General features: G+C 59.9%; 21 protein-coding genes. 14 read left to right on the top strand and 7 right to left on the bottom strand.

The window, feature by feature from the left end; all coding sequences use genetic code 11:
* Positions 1-74: 74 nt before the first annotated feature.
* Positions 75-1,067, top strand: coding sequence for an NAD-dependent epimerase/dehydratase family protein (locus ABJ076_RS09275; protein WP_348195253.1), 993 nt, complete (start codon positions 75-77; stop codon positions 1,065-1,067).
* A 43-nt stretch (positions 1,068-1,110) separates the two neighbouring features.
* Here ABJ076_RS09275 and ABJ076_RS09270 read toward each other — a convergent pair whose 3' ends face one another.
* Positions 1,111-1,812, bottom strand: coding sequence for a pirin family protein (locus ABJ076_RS09270; protein ID WP_348195250.1), 702 nt, complete (start codon positions 1,810-1,812; stop codon positions 1,111-1,113).
* Positions 1,813-1,840: 28 nt separating this feature from the next.
* On the bottom strand, positions 1,841-2,440 hold the full coding sequence (wrbA, locus tag ABJ076_RS09265) for an NAD(P)H:quinone oxidoreductase (protein WP_348195249.1): 600 nt from the start codon (positions 2,438-2,440) through the stop codon (positions 1,841-1,843).
* 125 nt (positions 2,441-2,565) lie between these two features.
* Here wrbA and ABJ076_RS09260 point away from each other — a divergent pair, with 125 nt between their 5' ends.
* Positions 2,566-3,486 (top strand): LysR family transcriptional regulator, encoded by a 921-nt coding sequence (locus ABJ076_RS09260; RefSeq protein WP_348195246.1) that lies wholly within the window; start codon positions 2,566-2,568, stop codon positions 3,484-3,486.
* Between the two features lie 4 nt (positions 3,487-3,490).
* Here ABJ076_RS09260 and ABJ076_RS09255 read toward each other — a convergent pair whose 3' ends face one another.
* Both ABJ076_RS09255 and ABJ076_RS09250 read right to left on the bottom strand, forming a co-directional pair.
* Entirely contained in the window at positions 3,491-3,979 is a 489-nt protein-coding gene (locus ABJ076_RS09255; protein WP_348195244.1) for a tetratricopeptide repeat protein, read from the bottom strand.
* A 107-nt stretch (positions 3,980-4,086) separates the two neighbouring features.
* Positions 4,087-5,184, bottom strand: a complete 1,098-nt coding sequence (locus ABJ076_RS09250; RefSeq protein WP_348202590.1) for a TIGR04372 family glycosyltransferase — start codon at positions 5,182-5,184, stop codon at positions 4,087-4,089.
* A 477-nt stretch (positions 5,185-5,661) separates the two neighbouring features.
* On the opposite strand from ABJ076_RS09250, the gene ABJ076_RS09245 reads away from it, so the two are divergent.
* The 5 genes from ABJ076_RS09245 (at position 5,662) to ABJ076_RS09225 (ending at position 9,187) form a co-directional block, all read left to right on the top strand.
* Positions 5,662-5,925: a hypothetical protein gene (locus tag ABJ076_RS09245; protein ID WP_348195240.1), complete on the top strand. Its 264-nt coding sequence runs from the start codon at positions 5,662-5,664 to the stop codon at positions 5,923-5,925.
* A gap of 96 nt (positions 5,926-6,021) precedes the next feature.
* Positions 6,022-6,798: a glycosyltransferase family 2 protein gene (locus ABJ076_RS09240; RefSeq protein ID WP_348195237.1), complete on the top strand. Its 777-nt coding sequence runs from the start codon at positions 6,022-6,024 to the stop codon at positions 6,796-6,798.
* Positions 6,795-7,124: a lipid-A-disaccharide synthase N-terminal domain-containing protein gene (locus ABJ076_RS09235; RefSeq protein WP_348195234.1), complete on the top strand. Its 330-nt coding sequence runs from the start codon at positions 6,795-6,797 to the stop codon at positions 7,122-7,124. The genes ABJ076_RS09240 and ABJ076_RS09235 overlap by 4 nt, the downstream gene beginning before the upstream one ends.
* 113 nt (positions 7,125-7,237) lie before the next feature.
* Complete coding sequence (locus ABJ076_RS09230; protein ID WP_348195232.1) at positions 7,238-8,416, top strand: alpha-D-ribose 1-methylphosphonate 5-triphosphate diphosphatase; 1,179 nt, start codon at positions 7,238-7,240, stop codon at positions 8,414-8,416.
* A gap of 39 nt (positions 8,417-8,455) precedes the next feature.
* Positions 8,456-9,187 carry a hypothetical protein gene (locus tag ABJ076_RS09225; RefSeq protein WP_348195229.1) on the top strand — a complete coding sequence of 244 codons (732 nt, stop codon included), beginning with the start codon at positions 8,456-8,458 and terminating at the stop codon, positions 9,185-9,187.
* Between the two features lie 6 nt (positions 9,188-9,193).
* Here the strand turns inward: ABJ076_RS09225 and ABJ076_RS09220 are convergent, their stop codons facing one another.
* The 3 genes from ABJ076_RS09220 to tsaD are packed head-to-tail and all read right to left on the bottom strand — an operon-like array spanning position 9,194 to position 11,742.
* Entirely contained in the window at positions 9,194-9,613 is a 420-nt protein-coding gene (locus ABJ076_RS09220; protein ID WP_348195226.1) for an EVE domain-containing protein, read from the bottom strand.
* 18 nt (positions 9,614-9,631) lie between these two features.
* On the bottom strand, positions 9,632-10,663 hold the full coding sequence (locus tag ABJ076_RS09215) for an NAD(P)H-dependent glycerol-3-phosphate dehydrogenase (protein WP_348195224.1): 1,032 nt from the start codon (positions 10,661-10,663) through the stop codon (positions 9,632-9,634).
* A complete protein-coding gene (tsaD, locus tag ABJ076_RS09210) occupies positions 10,660-11,742 on the bottom strand; it encodes a tRNA (adenosine(37)-N6)-threonylcarbamoyltransferase complex transferase subunit TsaD (RefSeq protein ID WP_348195222.1) in 1,083 nt (360 codons plus the stop codon). Before tsaD ends, ABJ076_RS09215 begins: the two co-directional genes overlap by 4 nt.
* 31 nt (positions 11,743-11,773) lie before the next feature.
* On the opposite strand from tsaD, the gene hemC reads away from it, so the two are divergent.
* The 7 genes from hemC (at position 11,774) to ABJ076_RS09175 (ending at position 18,982) form a co-directional block, all read left to right on the top strand.
* The gene (gene hemC / locus ABJ076_RS09205) at positions 11,774-12,730 is read left to right on the top strand and encodes a hydroxymethylbilane synthase (RefSeq protein WP_348195219.1); all 957 of its coding nucleotides are present in this window, start codon (positions 11,774-11,776) and stop codon (positions 12,728-12,730) included.
* A 5-nt stretch (positions 12,731-12,735) separates the two neighbouring features.
* Complete coding sequence (locus tag ABJ076_RS09200; RefSeq protein WP_348195218.1) at positions 12,736-13,458, top strand: uroporphyrinogen-III synthase; 723 nt, start codon at positions 12,736-12,738, stop codon at positions 13,456-13,458.
* 101 nt (positions 13,459-13,559) lie between these two features.
* Positions 13,560-14,945 (top strand): mitofilin family membrane protein, encoded by a 1,386-nt coding sequence (locus tag ABJ076_RS09195; protein ID WP_348195216.1) that lies wholly within the window; start codon positions 13,560-13,562, stop codon positions 14,943-14,945.
* A gap of 4 nt (positions 14,946-14,949) precedes the next feature.
* Positions 14,950-16,428, top strand: coding sequence for a heme biosynthesis HemY N-terminal domain-containing protein (locus ABJ076_RS09190; RefSeq protein WP_348195214.1), 1,479 nt, complete (start codon positions 14,950-14,952; stop codon positions 16,426-16,428).
* 113 nt (positions 16,429-16,541) lie between these two features.
* The gene (locus ABJ076_RS09185; protein ID WP_348195212.1) at positions 16,542-17,333 is read left to right on the top strand and encodes a hypothetical protein; all 792 of its coding nucleotides are present in this window, start codon (positions 16,542-16,544) and stop codon (positions 17,331-17,333) included.
* Between the two features lie 94 nt (positions 17,334-17,427).
* Positions 17,428-18,291, top strand: coding sequence for an oxygen-dependent coproporphyrinogen oxidase (gene hemF / locus ABJ076_RS09180; protein ID WP_348195211.1), 864 nt, complete (start codon positions 17,428-17,430; stop codon positions 18,289-18,291).
* A gap of 106 nt (positions 18,292-18,397) precedes the next feature.
* Positions 18,398-18,982, top strand: a complete 585-nt coding sequence (locus ABJ076_RS09175; RefSeq protein ID WP_348195209.1) for a hypothetical protein — start codon at positions 18,398-18,400, stop codon at positions 18,980-18,982.
* Positions 18,983-19,230 lie beyond the last annotated feature (248 nt).

Genomic DNA, 19,230 nt, shown 5'->3' with positions numbered 1-19,230 from the left:
GCTAGGCGCCCCGGATTCCTTCCGGCATAACGGACTTCTGAAATTCCCGTGCTCCAAAGATCCGGAAGAGGCTTATGACGATATTGCTGACTGGCGCTGCGGGGTTCATCGGCATGCATGTGGCGGAGCTGCTGCTGGCGCGCGGCGAGCGTGTTGTCGGAATCGACAACCTCAATAGCTATTATGATCCGGCTCTGAAGCAGGCCCGGCTTAAAAACCTTGAAGGCCGCAACGGCTTTACCTTCGAAGAGTTGGAAATAGCCGACACGGAAGCGGTGATGGGGTTGACGGCGCGCTATCCGGATATCGACCGGGTGGTGCATCTGGCGGCGCAAGCCGGGGTGCGCTACTCCATCGAGCATCCGGGCGATTATGTCCGCAGCAATCTTGTCGGCCATTCCAACATGCTGGAATTCGTGCGCGGCCTGATGGACCGGCCTGGCGGCTGCAAGAGCTTCGTCTATGCCTCCTCCTCGTCGGTCTATGGCGCGAACAAGGAAATGCCGTTCAGCACCGAGCAGAAGACGGACAGTCCGGTTTCCTTTTATGGCGCGACCAAGAAGGCGAACGAGCTGCTGAGCTATTCCTATGCCCATCTCTACCGGGTGCCGTCCATCGGCCTGCGCTTCTTCACGGTCTACGGGCCGTGGGGCCGGCCAGACATGTCTCCCTGGCTGTTCACCAGTGCCATTCTCGAAGGCCGACCGATCAAGGTCTTCAACAATGGCGACATGATGCGCGATTTCACCTACATCGCGGATATCGCCGCCGGTGTCGTCGGCGCACTCGACACTCCTCCGTCCGGCGAGGGCGATACCTGTCCGCATAAAGTCTACAATATCGGCAACAACAAGCCGGTAAAGCTGCTGGATTATATCCGGGTGATCGAGAAGGCCTGCGGTGTCGAGGCGATCATGGACATGCAGCCGATGCAGGCGGGCGACGTCTATGCCACCTACGCCAATATCGATCCGGCATCAGAAGATTTCGGCTACGCACCCAGCACCCCAATCGAGGAAGGCATTCCCGCCTTCGTCGACTGGTACCGGAAATATCACGGGGTTTGAGAATGACGTAACCCCGCTATCGACGGGGTGACGTCATTTACGGTCAGGCGACGTCGACCATGACGATGTCGGTGTCACCGAGGGCCAGAACCGTGATTTTGTCCTCGCCCAAGACGTGGATACCGTCCCGAGCTTCAGCAAATGCACCATTCACCTCAATATCGGCATCGGTCGAGACGAGGTAGCCCTGACGTCCGTCATTGAAGCTGTAGGTCACTTCCTCGCCGGTCTTCAGTTTGGTGCCGAGGACAGCGGCATCCTGGTGGATCGAAAGGATGTTGCTGGCCTTATCGTCTGGGCGGCCTGACGCTAGGGTCGTGAAGCTGCCAGAGGATTTGTCAGGGAAGCTCATGGCGCCCCATCCTGGCTCATGCCCGGCCCGGTCAGGATTAATCCAGATTTGGAAGATCTGGGTTTCCTCGTCCTCCAGATTGTATTCCGCATGCACGATTCCGGTGCCGGCATGCATCACTTGCACATCGCCCGCGACTGTCCGGCCTTCGTTGCCGAGCCGGTCCTGGTGCGTGATCGCTCCTTTGCGGACATAGGTGATGATCTCCATGTCCCGGTGCGGGTGTGGATCGAACCCGGTTTTCGGTTTGATGGTGTCATCGTTCCACACCCGGAGTGGACCGACACCCATACGCTTCGGATCATGATAATGACCGAAACTGAAATGGTGATGGGCGTTCAGCCAGTCGATCTGGACGGCACCAAGCGAGGCGAACGGTCTGACATCAATCATTAATTCCACTCCTGTCTGGATCCGCGTTTCAGTCGGCGAGCTTTGCTGCGATGGTCGCGACATTCTTGCCCTGATATTCCGCGATGGAGAGTTCAAGGTCGCTCGGCTGACGGCTTCCATCCGGACCCGCGATTGTGCCGGCGCCGTAGGGCGAACCTCCACGGACTTCGGTAATGTTCGTCAGCCCTTCTGCGGCATAGGGGACACCGACAATGACCATGCCGTGATGCATCAGCGTCGGGATGGTGGTGAGAATGGTCGACTCGTTACCGCCGCCGGTGCCGGTCGAGGTGAAGACGCTGCCGACCTTGCCGACCAGCGCGCCTTTGGCCCAGAGGCCGCCGGTCTGGTCCAGGAAGTTGCGCATCTGGGCTGCCATATTGCCGAACCGGGTCGGGGTGCCGAAGATAATGGCATCATAGTCGGCAAGTTCCGACGGCACCGCGACTGGAGCATCCTGGTCCAGTTTCATGCCGGCGCCCTTGGCGACGTCATTGGGCATCAGTTCGGGGACTCGCTTTACTGTGACCTCGACGCCATCGATACCGGAGGCGCCCTTGGCGACAGCACCGGCCATGGCTTCGATATGGCCATATGATGAATAATAAAGGACCAGAATCTTTGTCATGTTCTATCTCCCGCGACGGGGTTGTGTCGTCGCCTTGAAGTGGAATTTGGGAGCATTGACGATTTCGAACAATTGGGTAAAAATGAACAAAATTGTTTCCTTAAAGAAACAGTAAGCGAGATGCAATGCTGGATAATCTGACCGGACTGGTGGTGTTTGCGAAAGTGGTCGAGGAGGGTGGCTTTTCGAAAGCGGCAAGCAGCCTCGGTATCTCGAAATCCTCCGTCTCGAAGCAAGTAAGCGCGCTGGAAGACCATCTCGGCACACGCCTCCTCAACCGGACAACACGGCGTTTCAGCCTGACCGAAACCGGAACCCTGCTTTACGAGCGCTGCCAGCGCATCGTGGCGGAAGTCGATGCTGCGGAGCGGGAGGCAGGCTCCCTGCAGTCAAACCCGAGCGGGCGTCTCCGGATCAGCACCGGCGTGTCTTTCGGGCGTTTGCATCTCGCAAGGGTGCTGCCGGACTTTCTTTTCGAATATCCGGAACTGAGCATGGAGATGGTTTTGAATGACCGCCAGGTGGATCTGGTCGAGGAGGGCTACGATGTGGCGCTCCGGATTGGCCGGCTGGAGGATTCGACATTGATTGCCCGCAAACTTTGCCCTGCACGGCTGGTGACTGTTGCGTCGCCGGACTATCTGAAAAAGCGGGGTGAGCCGAAGCATCCTGACGGGCTCGCAAATCACGAGCACCTTGCATACAGTTATCTCAACGAAGGGGCCGCGTGGGACTTCCGGGTCGAGGGGCGGGCCCTGCAGCATCGGATCGCACCCCGGATGCTGATGAATAACGGCGATGCCATTCTGACCATGGCGGAGCAGGGGGGCGGAATTGCCCAGATCCCGACTTTCATTGCTGGAGACAGTATCCGTGCAGGGCGCTTGCAACAGATATTGTCCGGCTTTTCCCCCGCACCAATAGGGCTCTATGCGCTTTACCCGAACGCGCGGAACCTGCCTTTGAAGGTGCGTGTCTTCATTGATTTCCTGCGCAAGCGGTTTCGGGACAACCCCGGGTGGGATGAAGGTCTGGAGTTGGACTGAAGGCCTACCAGTCCGATCCTACCTTGCCGGTCTTTTTGTAGTCATCAATCATTCCGGCCAGCCTTTGCCGCTCCTCGCAGCCTTTACCGTCCGCGCAAAGATCATCCAGCACGGCGAGTTTCTGCTCTGCTTCCTGCACACGGCCGGTCTCAAGGTAGAGTTTCGCCGCGTAGGCGTTTGCCGCAAGGTTTCTCGGGTCGGCTTTCAAAGCCTTCTGATAGGCGAGCTCGCTATCAACATAGCGTTTTGTCTTGCGGAGGCTGAAACCGATCAATGCCCAAGCATCTGCGTCCTGCGGGTCCTCGGCGACGAACGATTGCATGATCTCAAGGCCCTTGGCGTAGTCACCGTCCTCTATCGCCTTGATGCCGGCATAGTAGATCGGTGGCCGCTCGATCTCACTTTCCTCGCTTTCCGGGAAAACGGCGTGGGCCAAGTTTCCGCCGAAAGCGAGAAGGAAAGCGATCAGGATCGGTAGACTGGTTCGGGCCATTGTCATCATCTCTCAACATTTTCTCCTGCGATCCGCGCGGGAAGAGTTCTTAGACCTAATTCCTGAAGCCCAAACGGGCAATATTATGGCGCGGCAACCGCTGTCTCCTAACGGAGAAACCAAGGGTTGGCTTTCATGAAGGACTGGCTGTATCGAGTCCAAGGAAGGGCAAAAGCGTAGGTTTCAGATCGATCCTGCTCCACGGGGCCGACGTCAGTCAGCTCTGAGCGATATCGGGCCAAATGCTGCACGGAAAGGGCATGGAACCGGTCATCCAGTGTTCCATCCGAGACGTAGGTGTCGTTTATCCGCATGTCCATCTCCTGGACCGCTTCAAGGATTTCATGCGGAGTGTTGTCTTCAAGGACTATGCCGGCACGCTCAAAACCCTCTGTGGTGGATTCAAGGAACAGGTTTCGCGACAGCATTTCATCGTAGGACAGTTTCTCGCCCGTCGCCTTGTCCCGGTATGTCTTCACCAAAAACACATCATTATGATTCAGCCAGAAATCTGGCTGCACATAGCCGTTGACCGTCAGCATTGGAGTGCCAAGAGCCCTAGCAAGCGATTCAGGGCCGGACGAGCAGGTGATTGTGAAGTGAGCTTTGGCCATACAGCACACGTCCAGAATGTCGGAATAGTCAGGATGGTGCGGGAGATCAACGACGAGCGGGCTTTCGTGCTCCAGTCTGACAGAGGTCTTATCGCCAATCCGAATAACCCGATATCCCTTGGAGACGAGGTAATCGATGGCGGGTCTGTACGTTTCGATCTTCGCAGCCCTGAAGCTGTGATAGCTCATTTCCGGCATATAGCCCATGTCCCGGACATGGAGGACGACCATTGGTCTGTCGTCACCGTATCCCATGGAGGTGAGCAGGGCATCACCCTCTTCGACCAAATCGCCAGGCACCTTGAGGTGGTTAATCTGGCTACCAGCCTCCAGGTCTTTTACGAAATTTCTCACCAATGCGCTCGGAGAGAGAACGGCCCAGGTCAAAGGGCCTATTTCGAGGGCGCGGGCATTGAAATGTCCCATCATGACCAGTTTACGGTTCATGGTTTCAATAAAGGTGATGCGTGGTTCATGCAGGCGGCGAAGGCCTTTGCTATGAGCCTTGAATCGATGATCGTGAATGATCACCGCCAAAGTGTCGTGTGTTTCTCCGAAGAAGTGCCGCAGATAGAATGGCTCAAGGGTCATGTGGCCCAGCCTTGAGGCTGCGGGCAGCATGTAGACGAGTGTTTTGCCTCCCCCCTTTTGCATAATGGGGCCGAGTGTTTCCACAAGGCTACCGAGCGTTCTCTCGGAAAAGATTTCTTGAGCTGTGATTGTATCCAGCGATGCGATTTCTGGCTTTAGCATGCTATCGGAAATTGCCCCGGTCTTGTTCAATGCGGTGAATACAGTGCAAGCGTCGCCGCTTCCTCAGTCTACATAAGACGCTTCATCACCATGCTCACAGAACCCTAACAAAGTGGCGCTATACACAGCGCGGTAATTTTTCTTACGGTAACAGTTTGCGTGCTTTTTCGACATGTCATTGTTCTCATGGCGTTGTTCGTCCTCCTTTACCAGCCTGGCCTTACGATCAGTCGCCGTTGTCGCGGCGGGATTGCACGCCTTCCGCGCTCTTCAGCACCCTCCGTGTCCGAAGCTGCCTCCCATAGATCCACATCGGTGTTTATTGTGGGCTTCGGCGAGCAGGGCGCCGTGTTTCTGCTTGGAACCGACGAACGACACGGCAGCGGAGCGGATGCTGTCCGCTCTCTTGACGCGGTCAATCGCGGCGTCGCTCTTGTAGAGGCCGGGCACCGCGAAGCATTCCTGACGCAGGCGGAAAGCCTTGATCTCGAGCCGGAGGCGGGCGCTACAATCGGCGGTCTGAACTCTTCCCGGGGTGATCCTGTGGTCGTCACGCTCTACCATGCCGCAGGCCGATAGGCGCCTGTGGCACATCAGCGTCCCGCCCTTGGTGGTTGATCGGGGCGTCCCCACACCGTAAGAACCGCAAAGGCAGGCGTTTTCGAAAGGGCCGACGTGCCGCATTCAAGTATTTCCAGTCCCGAGGCAGGCGCCGTTGCGCGGCCGTTGCTGTCCGTGATCGTGCCGGTATTGAACGAAGCCGAGAATATAGCGCCGCTCGTCGGCGAGATTGAGGCGGCGCTGACCGATGCCTGCGCTTTCGAGATTATCTATATCGACGATTGCAGCACCGACGAGACGCCGGACATCCTGCGGCGGCTGAAGGCGGATCGTCCGCATCTTCGGGTGATCCGGCACGACCTGACCTGTGGCCAGAGCGCGGGGCTCAGAAACGGTGTGATGGCTGCGCGGGGCGAGTTGATCGCCACGTTGGACGGGGACGGGCAGAACGACCCGGCTGACATTTCGAAGTTGCTTGAGAAGTACCGTGCGACTGTGACAGCGGATCAGCCCGTCATGGTCACCGGGCACCGGGTCAACCGGCGGGACACGGCCTCCAAGCGGATGGCATCGAGATATGCCAACAAGCTCCGGCGCGCCTTGTTGAAGGACGACAATCCGGATACTGGCTGCTCTCTGAAGCTCTATGCGCGCGAGACCTTTTTGCGCTTCCCTTATTTCGATCATATGCACCGTTTCCTGCCGGCTCTGGCGAAACGCGAGAATTGCGCGGTGCACGTGGTTCCGGTAAACCACCGCCACCGCCAGCATGGCCAGTCGAAATACTCGAATCTTGGCCGTGCATTGGTTGGCATTCCCGATCTGCTAGGTGTGGCCTGGTTGCTGCGCCGCAGTCCGGATGGCTTGAAAGCGAAAGAAATCGACCTGTGAATCTCGATAGCTTCTTCGACCTCTCCATTGAAGAGATGGTCATGCTCACCTTCGGATTTGTCGCCCAGGCGATGTTCATGGCGCGCTTTCTGGTGCAATGGGTGAAGAGTGAGATCGGTCGCAAGAGCGTGATCCCGGTCGCTTTCTGGTACTTCAGCTGTGCTGGCGGTACCATGATGCTGATCTATGCGATCTGGCGTAAGGATCCGGTGTTCATCCTCGGTCAGTCGACCGGTCTCGTGGTTTATATCCGTAACCTTTTCCTCATTCACAGGGAGAAGCGTGTGGATATGGCGGCGGCGAAAGATGCGGGCGGCGACGACTGAACCGGACGGGCCTCGGATCGCGGCGGGAGTTTTTCTTCCCGCTTGTCATTCTCTTGTCATGAAAACGGGGGACACCTTCCCTCTTTTTCGAAATCCAGCCCGCTTGAGGTCCCATGTCCGTCTCCCTGGTTAATGCCCGTGTCCTGCTTGAAGACGGTTCGGTAGAGAAAACCGAGATCCAGATCGAAGACGGAGTGATCCAGGCGATCGGTTCGGGAGCGGTCACCGGACGTGCCATTGATCTCGATAACAGGCTGGTGCTGCCCGGGATCATCGACTTGCACGGTGATGGTTTCGAACGCAGTCTGACACCGAGGGTAGGCACCCATTTCCCGATCGATATAGCGTTGATGGACGCCGACCGTTCGATCCTCGCCTCCGGCATCACGACTGCTTTTCTGGCTCAAGGTGTGAGTTGGGAAGGCGGCATCCGCAGCTCCAGGGTCGCGGAGGAAATCCTTGCCGCGCTCGAGCGCGGCCGAAAGCGGTTCGGTGCCGATCTGCAGTTCCACCTTCGATTTGAGACTTTCGCCATCGAGGAGCAGGAAACCGCGATGCGCTGGTTGGAGGATGGCCGGGTTTCGATGCTGGTGTTCAACGACCACCTGCCGCAGTTCGAGCAGTCCCTGCGGGAAACACCGGACAAGATGCAGCGCTGGGCACATCATCTTGGTATGTCTTTCGACGACTTCAGGGCTGAGGTTCGTGCCCGACGTGCCCGCGAAGATGAGGCGGAAGAGACGGTGCGCCGGATTGCTGAGCTCGCCCGTCAGATGGGCGTGCCGACCGGCTCTCACGATGACGAAACGCCTGATCTGCGCAAGCATTACAATGCACTTGGTGCACGGATCGCTGAGTTTCCGGTCAATCTGGAAACGGCAAAAGCGGCTCGCGCGTTGGGCAATCCGGTCGGCATGGGCGCGCCGAACGCCCTGCGCGGCGGCAGCGCCTCTGGCAATGTTTCCGCCCTCTCTGTTATCGAGGAGGGACTCTGCGACTACCTGATCTCGGACTATTACTATCCGGCCCAGTTCCACGCGGCGTTCAAACTGGCCGCCGACGGCGTGTTGCCCCTGGGCAGCGCATGGGCTCTGGTTTCTGCCGGTCCCGCGAAGGTTGGCGGGTTGGATGATCGCGGTGTGATCGCAGTGGGCAAGCGCGCGGACATGATTGCGGTCGATGACAGTGATCAGGCTTTGCCGAAGGTGGATTTCGCCGTGGTCAACGGCGCTTTGTCCTACGCGTCCGAACCGTATCGGGTTGCCGCGCTGTCTGAGCTGTTCCCGGTTTGACGCTTTCCCGAAACGTGATTGCGGTGCAAGACTGACATCATGGATGCCGCACCTTCTTTCCTGTTGATGCTTCATATCGCCTCTGGGGCGATCTCGCTCGCCACTGCCGCGGTTGCCATCGTGGCGCCGAAAGGTAGGCGTCCGCACCGGCTCGCCGGGAAGCTTTACGTCCTGTCGATGGCAGTCGTGTTCGCGACAGCGGTGGCGCTCAGCCTCGCCTCAAACGACCTGTTTCTGATGACAGTCGCGATCTTCAGCTTTTACATGGTGCTGAGCGGTTATCGGGCACTTTACCTGAAGAAGCCAACGGACTCTCTGGATCTGCGCTACCGGGCCGGGGCTTTGGACAAGGGGGCGGCGCAATTCACGGTAATTGCCTGCTCGGCCATGGCGACCTACGGCGGAGTCTATTGGTACACCGAACCTCTGGCACCGGTTCTCGTTACACTGGGAACGATCGGTAGCCTGATGGCTTATTTCGATCTCAGGCGTTTCCGTAAACCGACGACAGATCCTCGCGCCTGGTTCTTCACTCATATGATTCGGATGCTCGGCGGCACTATTGCCTCTGTTACGGCCTTTCTGGTCAATTCCGGCGATATACTGCCACCGTTGGCGCGCTGGCTGGCGCCGACAATCATCGGGACGGTCGTAATCACTGTCTGGGTGACATATTACAAACGGAAATTTTCCGGAGGGGTCGAGCCGGAGAGCGTCGCCGAGGTCCGGCTGCGTGAGATGCCGGAAGAGGATGAGGAAGACGGGATCTGACCGTCCTCAGAGCGGCGTTTCCGCCATCTCCATAATGATCTCCCATTGCCCCTCGCTGACCGGCACGACGGAGAGACGCGACTGACGCACCAGCGCCAGATCTTCCAGCCTGGGCTCTGCCTTGACGTCGGCCAGGGTCACCGGCTTTACCACCGGTTTCACCGCCTCGACCGTGACCATGCCGAACCGGCCCTTCGCGTCGGTCGGGTCCGGGTGATATTCCTCGATCACCTTCACAATGCCGACGATCTGTTTCTCATTGACTGAATGGTAGAAGAAGCCGAGATCGCCAACCTTCATGGCCTTCATGTTGTTCGAGGCCTGATAGTTCCGGACCCCGTCCCAGCCTTCGCCTTCCGCGCCTTTCTTCACCTGATCGTCCCAGGACCAGGTATTCGGCTCGGATTTGAACAACCAGTAGGCCATTGACGGTGTCTCCTTTTCTCAGGTGTTTCGGGCAGGCGTTTCAGACGCTGTTGCGCCCGGTGCTTCCCAGCCGGTCGGCCGGGACAGAAGTTCCTGTATTACCGTGCCGAGATCGACGCCATGGTTCAAGACCGCATCGACGCCTTCCGCTATCGGCATCTCGACGGAGAGGGCGCGCGCCCGGCGGACCAGTGCGGCGGCTGTATGGACACCTTCCACGACGGACTGGCTTGAATCGAGAATCTCGTCCAGACGCTCACCGGCGCCAAGCCGCTTGCCGAGCGAGAAATTGCGCGAGCTGGTGCTGGAACAGCTCAGCATCACATCGCCGAGGCCGGACAGCCCCATCAGGGTTTCGGCCCGACCACCGAGGGCGACTGCGAAACGGGTGGCTTCCGCCAGGCCGCGTGTAATCAATGCGGCGCGAGCATTCTCTCCCATTCCCATGCCACTGACGATTCCGGCGGCGATGGCCAGCACATTCTTCACCGCACCGCCGACCTCGGTGCCGGCAATATCCGTGGAAGCATAGAGCCGGAAAGTTTCGGTGCTGAGCGCCTCCACGAGCGTCAAGGCCAGGTCGCGGTCCGCTGCCGCAAGGGTCACCGCTGTTGGCTTTCCGGCAGCGGTCTCATTCGCGAAACTCGGGCCTGAGAGTATGGCGGCCGGATTGTCGCATAGGATTTCCCGCAGGACCGCGCTCATCGTCTTGTCGGTGGAGCGCTCAATACCTTTGGCGGCGGAGATGAGCGGGACACCTGCTGGAATGTCGAAGCTGGCCAGAGCCCCGCGCATATGCTGGGCAGGAATCACCAGCAGCAGTGCGTCTGCACCGCTGATCGCTTCAGCCGCGTCGTTGGTGACCGTGAGGCCGGCAGGTAAGGTGATGCCCGGCAGATACTCTGCGTTCTCATGCGTCCGGCGTATGGCTTCGGTTTGATCCGGACGGCGGGACCAAAGAACGGTCTCTCTCCCTGCACGTTGGGCGGCGAGCGCTAGCGCTGTGCCCCAGGCACCGGCGCCAAGCACACCTATCTTTTCGATACTCATGCTTTCACCCCCGCGCCTCTGGCTTTCGGGGCACCGGGGTCGAGCGGCCAGCGCGGGCGCGGCGCGAAGCTGAGAGGATCGCTTGCCCCGGCTTGCAGGCGTTCGATGCCGGCCCAGGCGACCATGGCGGCGTTGTCGGTACAGAGCGCGATAGGCGGGGCGGTGAAGCTCATGCCGGAGGCTGTCGCCAGCTCCGACAGCGCGGCCCGAATTCGTTGGTTCGCCGCGACGCCGCCGGCAACGACAAGAGCATGGCCTGTGCCATGTTCTTCGCTGAAAGTACGGATGGCATTGCGGCAGCGGTTCACCAGACTGCCCGCAACGGCTTCCTGGAACGCGGCGGCGATATCGGCAATATCCTGTTCCGTCGGCGCGGCGATGGCTTCGACTTTCTGCCGCACGGCGGTCTTCAGGCCGGAAAAAGAGAAATCGCAACCGGGCTTGCCGACCATCGGGCGGGGCAAATCGAAGCGCTCCGGATGGCCGTTCGTGGCTGCTTTCTCAAGCGCGGGGCCTCCGGGATAGCCCATGCCGAGCAGCTTGGCGGTCTTGTCGAAGGCTTCACCGACCGCATCGTCGATGGTGGTGCCAAGGCGGCGGTAACGGCCCAGGCCTTCAACTGCTATAAGCTGGCAATGCCCGCCGGAAACCAGCAGGAGCAGATAAGGGAAGGGAACCTTGTCCGTGAGCCGCGCGGTCAGCGCATGGGCTTCCAGATGGTTCACGGCGAGATAGGGAATGTTGCGTGCCATGGCGATGGCTTTCGCAGTCATGGTGCCAACCAGCACGCCGCCGATCAAACCGGGGCCGCCCGTTGCCGCAACCGCATCGAGATCGTCGAAACCGAGACCGGCTTCTTCAAGTGCGCGGGCGATCACCGGCTCCAGATGGTCAAGATGGGCGCGGGCGGCGATCTCCGGCACGACGCCGCCGAACGGAGCGTGGTCCTCGATCTGACTGAAGACGATATTGGCGTGGACCGTCCCGTCGCCATCGACAATTGCCGCTGCGGTCTCGTCACAACTGGTCTCTATCCCGAGAACAAGCGGGGTTCCAGACGGGGCTGTTTGCTCTTCCAATGCCATGCGCTCCGGTCTACACAGTCGGCCCATGGAACACCAGTCGAAAGCAGCCCCCCTGATCCGTCTCGGCACCCGTGGCTCCAAGCTGGCTCTGGCGCAGGCCTACGAGACCAAGCGTCGTCTTGGCGAAGCCCATGCGGCGTTGGCGCCGGACGATGCCGTCGAGATCGTGGTCATCAATACCACCGGGGACAAGGTGCAGGACCGCGCGCTGGCCGAGATCGGCGGCAAGGGCCTCTTCATGAAAGAAATCGAGGCGGCTTTGATCGAGCGCCGTATCGATATCGCCGTGCATTCCCTGAAGGACGTTGAAACTTTCCTGACGGACGGCACGGAGCTGGCAGCGATCCTGCCGCGCGAGGATCCGCGCGATGCATTGATCTCCCGCGTAGCCAATAACATTGAGGGACTGCCCAAAGGTGCGGTCATCGGCACCGCATCCGTGCGCCGTGCGGCGCAGCTCCTACACAAGCGGCCCGATTTCAAGATCATCCTCTATCGTGGCAATCTCCAGACCCGCCTGCGCAAGCTCGACGAGGGAGTTTGTGACGCCACCATGCTGGCCATGGCCGGTCTCAGCCGCCTCGGCCTAGCGGACAGGGCGACCCGCGTGCTGGAGCCGGAAGAGTTGCTTCCTGCAGTGTCGCAGGGTGCGATCGGTATTCAGTGCCGGTCCGGTAAGAAAAACGGCGACAAGCGCATTCTGGATTGGGTTCGCGGAGTCAATGATCGGGACAGCGATATCCGGGTGACGGCGGAGCGGGCGATGCTGGCGCGGCTCGACGGTTCCTGCCGGACGCCGATTGCCGGGCTCGCGGAATTGCTGCCTGGCGGAAAGCTGCGGTTGCGTGGCCAGCTCGCGGTGCACGACGGCAGCGCGCTGTTCTCGGCCGAGGAAGTTGGCAGCGTGGACGATCCTGCCGCGCTCGGTCTGGCTGTCGGCGAGGCGCTGATTGCGCAGGCCGGGCCGGATTACAAGGTCTAGCGGCGGTGCGCGTCCTCATCACCAGGGCGATTGAGGACGGTTTGGCGTTGCAGGCGGAACTGCTGGGCCACGAAATCTCCTCGGTTCTCGCCCCGATGCTCTCCATTGAATTCTTCAATCCGGTCGAGGAGCCTGATGAGCCGGTGCAGGCCTATCTGGTTACCAGCCGGAACGGCGCCGAAGCGTTGGCGCGGTATACGGAGAGCCGGGAAAAACCGGTTCTGGCGGTGGGCGCGGCGACGGCGGAGCGACTGGCGCATCTCGGGTTCGAGGCTGTTGAGAGCGCGGATGGCGATGCTGCCGATCTCGCGGCCTTGGCCCGAAGCCGGCTTGATCCTGATGCCGGACCGCTGTTTTTCCTGAGCGCCGAAATCGTCGCAGGAGATATCGAAGGAGCATTGTCTGCGGATGGTTTCGACCTGAGGCGGATCATCGCCTATCGCGGCGTTCCGGAGCGGATTCTGGCCCGCGATGTCGAGACTCAAATGCGCGCGGGCGAAATTCAGGGTGTGCTTTTTTTCTCGCCCCGGGCAGGGCGGACCTTAATCTCTCTTGTCGAACAGGCGGGGCTCGCGTCATTCTGTGACGAGATAACGGCGTATTGCCTCAGCGATGCTGTTGCGGATGCCGTCTCTACAATGCCATGGGCGGCCGTTCGCATCGCGGTAAAGCCGAACAAAGGGGATTTAATCGCCCTGCTTGCGGCCCCATGTCACAAAGATGCCTAAAAAATAATAGCTGAATCTTCGGCGCCTTGGTGCTTCGATAGCAACTGGGCTGAAATGTGAAGCGGTGCATTGCGCGCCGCTGAATTTGGAAGATCCGACGTATGACCGACCCGAAAAACCAGACTGGCGAGACCAAGCCTGAAGACGTGACCGTGATCGATGTCGAGCCGACACGGACCTCGGACGATGTCGTGGACGGCACCGCTAAAAAACCGGGCCTTTCCCTTCGTACCAAGCTGATCGGATTCCTGGTCCTGCTGGTGGTCATTGCAGGTGGTGTGGCCACTGTGCTCTATCCGCTCTGGCGGGACAGGGCGGATACATTGGTTTCTCAGAGCGGTTTGCCGCTCAGTCTTCCGGAAGTGCCTGAGAACGCCTTCTACGGGACGGTCGGCGACGTGATCGCTTTCTTCGAAGGGGCGTCGTCCGGCGCTGTGCCGAGTGAAAATACGGCGACGGCAGTCATTACGCCTGCCCCTGAACCTGTCGTAGATCCGCTGACAGCTCTGGCGAGCCGGCTGGATGGGTTGGAAGATCAAATTGGCACTGTTGCGGAAACCGCTGAGGCGGCCCGGTCCGCAGCCGATAATGCTGTCGAGACATCCGCTGCAATCGCGCACAGTCCTGATACCGACAAGGAAGCTGTGGCGGTTCTTGCTGCCCGCCTGGAACGTCTTGAGAATCGGTTGGATGGACTTGAGGCCCGGCCGCTTGCCGCCGCTGCGACGGGAGGCGGCTCCGAGGCTGCTGCGGTCAATGAGGCTCTGCTTAATCTGATCAGCTCTCTGCGAGAGCGCGTTGTCTCTCTGGAAGCGCGCGAGATGGTTGCGCCGTCCGATCTTGCAACAGTGACAAGCCGGATAGAAACGGCTGAAAGCGGTGCAGGTACGCGCATTGCCGAGCTGGAGGCGGACCTGGCAACGGTTCGCCAGTTGGCCGAGAAGCGAGCGCCGCAACGTGAGCGTGCTGGCCTGTTGCTTCTCGCGGTAGGACAGCTTGAAGCGGCGGCGACGACCTCCGGCAGTTTTGCTGCCCAGCTGGTTGCGGTGAAGGATCTGGTAACTGGAGAGTCTGACGAGGTCGCCAGGGCTGTCGCTGTACTTGAGGGGCATGATAACGGTGTTGCAACCGTGGCCTCGCTCTCCCAGAGGTTCAACGATCTCGCCAAGGCGGTCAGTCAGGCGAAACTGGCTGGAAGCGATGAGGGGCTGGTCGGCAAGACACTGAATACGGTCGCGTCTCTGGTGACTATCAGGCGCACGGATGTCGCTGAAGGGCCAAGCGTAGACGCAATCCTGGTGAGGGCCGAAAGCGCTGTCAAAGTTGGGGATGTCGCCGGTGCCGTTACCGCTCTGGAAGATCTCTCCGGGGCGCCAGCGGAACGGGCGTCAGGCTGGATCGCGGCGGCGAAAGCGCGTGTTGCTGTCGATCAGGCGGTTGCTCTCCTGCGCGGCGCCGCGCTCGCGTCTGTTGCGGAAGCGGGGTAAGGCCATGTTGAAGTTCTGCTTCGGCCTTATCGTCCTGATCGGTGCGATCACCTTCGCGGCCATTCAGCTTGCGGACAATCCGGGGCGGATCTCTATCGATTGGCTCGGCTATCATATCGATACCTATTTCGGCGTTGCCTTGCTGGCGATGCTGGTGGGGCTCTGGCTCCTGCTTTTTGTGTTCCGTCTGTTCCGGGGCATCGTCGGTTTGCCGGGCGGTTTTTTTGACCGCCGTGCCACGCGCCGTCGTGATGAAGGTGTGAGCGCACTCAGCCTCGGTATGGCGGCGATCTCTGCCGGAGATGCTGAAGAAGCACGCAAGCAAGCCAGGAAGGCCGAGAAACTTCTGAATGATCCGGCAAAGACCCGGCTGCTTTCTGCCCAGGCGGCGGCGCTCGGTGGTGATAGCGAGGCTGCAGGTCGTTATTTCGATGCGTTGACCGAAAACCCGGAAACCCGGTTCGTCGGCCTGGTTGGGAAACTGCGTCAGGCGCTTGAAGCGGGCGACCGGGACGAAGCTTTGCCGCTTGCCCGTCGCGCCCGCGATCTTCGTCCGGATTCCGGGTTCGTCGCCCGCACTCTGTTCACGTTGGAGACTGGGGCGGAAGATTGGGATGGTGCGCAAAAAACTCTGTTTGATGCAGTGCGTCGAGACCTGATCCCGGAAGACGAGGCGAAGCACTACAGGGTAGCCATCGACATGGAACGCGCCCGGCTGCAGCAGGAGGCAGGCGATCTCGGCGGGGCGGCGGATTTCGCGCTTCGGGTATTGGCGGTCGAGCCTTCTTTCCCGCCGGCTGTTCAGATCGCCGTCGAGGCGGAACAGGGCAAGGGGCGGGACAGGAAAGCCCAGCGTCTGCTGGAGGATGCTTGGTCGGCATCACCGCATCCGGCGCTTGCGAAACTCTATGCCGGGCTCTGGCCAAACGACGATCCGGCCGAGCGCCTGAAGCGCATCCAGAAACTGACCGGTGGTCAGGCTGACAGTCTGGCTGGACGGTTGGCTGTTGCCGAGGCTGCTATCGCGGCAGAGCTCTGGGGCGTGGCGCGCTCGGCGCTTGATGCCATTCCGGAAGCGGAGCGCAGTGCCGGTGTGTTCCGGTTGCTCGCCTACATGGCGCAGGCGGAACACCGAGATGCGGCGCAGGCCCGCGGTTTCCTGGAACGTGCCGGAAACGCGCCCGCGGATCCGGCATGGACCTGCTCCGATTGCGGCGCAACCTCCGGAAACTGGACGGTCTCGTGCGGCAATTGCGGTCACTTCGCTACCCTGACCTGGAAGCAGCCGCCGCGGGTCTCGGCCCTCGTCGCTCCGCCGGAAACGGATATCGTGCCGGCCCCGACATTGATTGAAACATCGGCTCCGGCGGAAGCTTCAGATCCGGCCGAGGTGGCGGTTGGGGAGCCAGTTGGGTCAGCGCGGCCGGATGAACCGTCAGGTGACGCGCCGAACCCGGAAGATGTTGTACGCCGTCTCGCGTGACTCTTACTGCACTATGAGTTAATCTGATGGTTGATTTCAGGGTGTAGTCGATCAGACTCACCCTTTTTAGGGGCAGGAAGCCCCGGATGCCCGAGGCCCAGAATGGAGCCTGTATGATGACAAGCATTTCCAGTCTGTCGAGTTTGACCAAGGTTCAGGTCGCCCAGTCGCGTGTTGTCGGCCAGGACGCAACGAGCAAGAGTACGGCTGCGTCTTCGTTGCCGACCTACAGGACCGCCGAGACCGGAAACAATCTGTTCTCTGCCTCCATCTCCGAGGGCGACCGCACCACGACAGGATTGCAGGAATTGCTCGGCGGTGAGCTTGAGAAGCTGTTTGGCGCTCTTGACAGGAAGAACGACCCGGATGCTTCGGTTTCACGTGCGCTCGACAGCCTGAAGGACTTACTCGGTAAGGCGGGCGAGGATCCGTCCGTGTCCGGCTTCCAGATCCGGATTTCCAGCGTCAGCCAGCAATTGCGGACAGACGAAGGCGGGGGCGATGTGTTTTCCAGCGTCTCTCAGCTTTCCATCGAGGTTGGGTTGGTCCGTGACGGCAAGGTTACTGCCGAGGATGTGGAATTGCTTTCTTTTGAGGGCAAAACGCTTTCCCTGACCGATGAACAGAAACAGACCGGCATCGTCACCGGACGGTTTGTGCTCGACGATCCGGCGGCGTCTCCTAACAAGGCACAGGAAACGGCTGCCGATCAGGCGCTGGAACGCCTGAAACTGGTCAGCGATGCTCTTGCCGCCTTCCGACGTGGTGATCTCGGTCCGTTGCAGAACATTGAAAACCTGTTCCGTGGCGGAACTCTGAATGCGGAAAGCGTCCAGGCACTGTCCAGCGCCAAGGACGTGACGCAGAGCGCGGTCTTTCCGGGCAGCGGTATTCTCGACGTATAAGGAAGTCCGCCTCTCGACAGGACTTCCGGCTTCCGGCTAAACCGGGGTGCGGCCTGTGATAGGCGGCATCGTCGGTTCAGCATCGGATAGGCCAATGTATATCTCCACCGAAGACCAAAAGGACGCCGCGCGCGCCTGGTTCGAAAACCTGCGTAATCAGATCTGCGCGGCTTTCGAGCGTATGGAGGATGATTACGAGGGCTCCTTGAAGGACCGCCCGGCGGGCCGCTTCAAGCGCAAGAGCTGGGAACGCGACGGCGGTGGTGGCGGTGTCATGTCCGTCATGGAAGGCCGGGTCTTCGAGAAGGTCGGCGTCAATATCTCGACCGTGCACGGCACGTTCTCCGAAGAATTTCGCAAATCGATTCCCGGTGCTGACGAGGACCCGCGCTTCTGGGCGGCGGGCATTTCTCTGGTCGCGCATATGCAATCGCCGAAGGTTCCGGCGGTGCATATGAACACCCGGCATATCACCACGACGAAATCCTGGTTCGGCGGCGGCGCTGACCTGACGCCGATGGTGCCGGAGCAGGTGGATATCGATGCCTTTCATGCCGGCCTCAAGGCCGCCTGCGACAAGCACGATCCGGCCTACTATCCGAAGTTCAAGGAATGGTGCGACGAGTACTTCTTCCTCAAGCACAGGAACGAGCCGCGCGGTGTCGGCGGGATTTTCTATGATTATGTGGACGGGGATTTCGAGAAGGACTTCGCCTTCACCCGCGATATCGGCACAGCGTTCCTGGAGACCTATCCGGCGATTGCCCGGCGGCGGATGAACGAGGAGTGGACGGAGGAGGAGCGCCACCATCAGCTGGTCCGGCGCGGCCGCTATGTCGAGTTCAACCTGATCCATGATCGGGGAACACTTTTCGGCCTGAAAACCGGCGGAAACGTAGAGGCTATCCTGATGAGCATGCCGCCAATGGTTATCTGGCCCTCTCCCATAGATGATTAGACACCAAGTGATACTCCTATTTCAGTTGGACTCAATTCACTGATGAATTAATCTTCAGTTAAGACTTGGCGCGGGGGCGTCAGGGTAATTGGGGCCTTGCCGATCAGTGTCTATTTCTGGTGCGATAAATCTGACAGCGGCCGGTTCGCTTGAGAGAGCGATTGCCGGAAATGTGGGTGATTCACGGCCTGGGCCGAACCGTCCAGTTGTGGGTACCCGTGAGGCCTCTTCGGGTAATGGAACTTCCGTTACAATAGAGGCTCCCGGAGATGTTCAAAGCCGGGACGCTTCCCTGCAAAGCCCGGCTGCTTTGGCGCCGCGCCCGCTTGTCGATCCCGCAAATCTTTCACAGGCGCAGGAAGCGGCTGAAGAGACGGACACAGAGACCACAGAGACCGAGGATGATGGAACTCTGACGATTTCAGCCCGTCTGGTCCCAGTGGGGGATGAGGATTCGACGGAGAGCATTGCCCTGGATGGCCGCCCCGAGGCGGTGAAGGCCGGCGAGCTGATTAGCGAAGCACAGCGACTGACGGGCGAGCCGCTGGAAGTCCCGGATTACAGCATTGATCCTGCGGAGCGGGATTTACAGGTGTTCAACGAGCGCATCAGCCGGTCGACTCAGGTGCTCGAATTCCTGAACAGCCGCCCGGCCCCACGCTCAGGGGGCGGGCTAAGCATCATCGCCTGACGGGGCTTCCCTTTTATGAAGACCGCTATGACGCTGAGATGATGTACGAAAGGCGGGTGAGAGAGCTGCATAAACGGGATAGCGCCGTGCATGGGAGAAGTGTTTCGCCTCCTCTCCGGGACGAGGACGAGGATGATTAACTGTCATTCCCACCTACTCGCGCATTAACCCCCTTGAATAGCCGCCATTCGTTCCGTTTGGGCTTCTACCCTCAAAGCCTGATTAGAATGAATGGCGATATTTTTATG

The organism is Nisaea sp. (assembly GCF_039990255.1).
Lineage (GTDB): Bacteria > Pseudomonadota > Alphaproteobacteria > Thalassobaculales > Thalassobaculaceae > Nisaea.
Note: the sequence above shows the minus strand (reverse complement) of the source record. Positions and strands in the feature narration are given on the sequence as shown.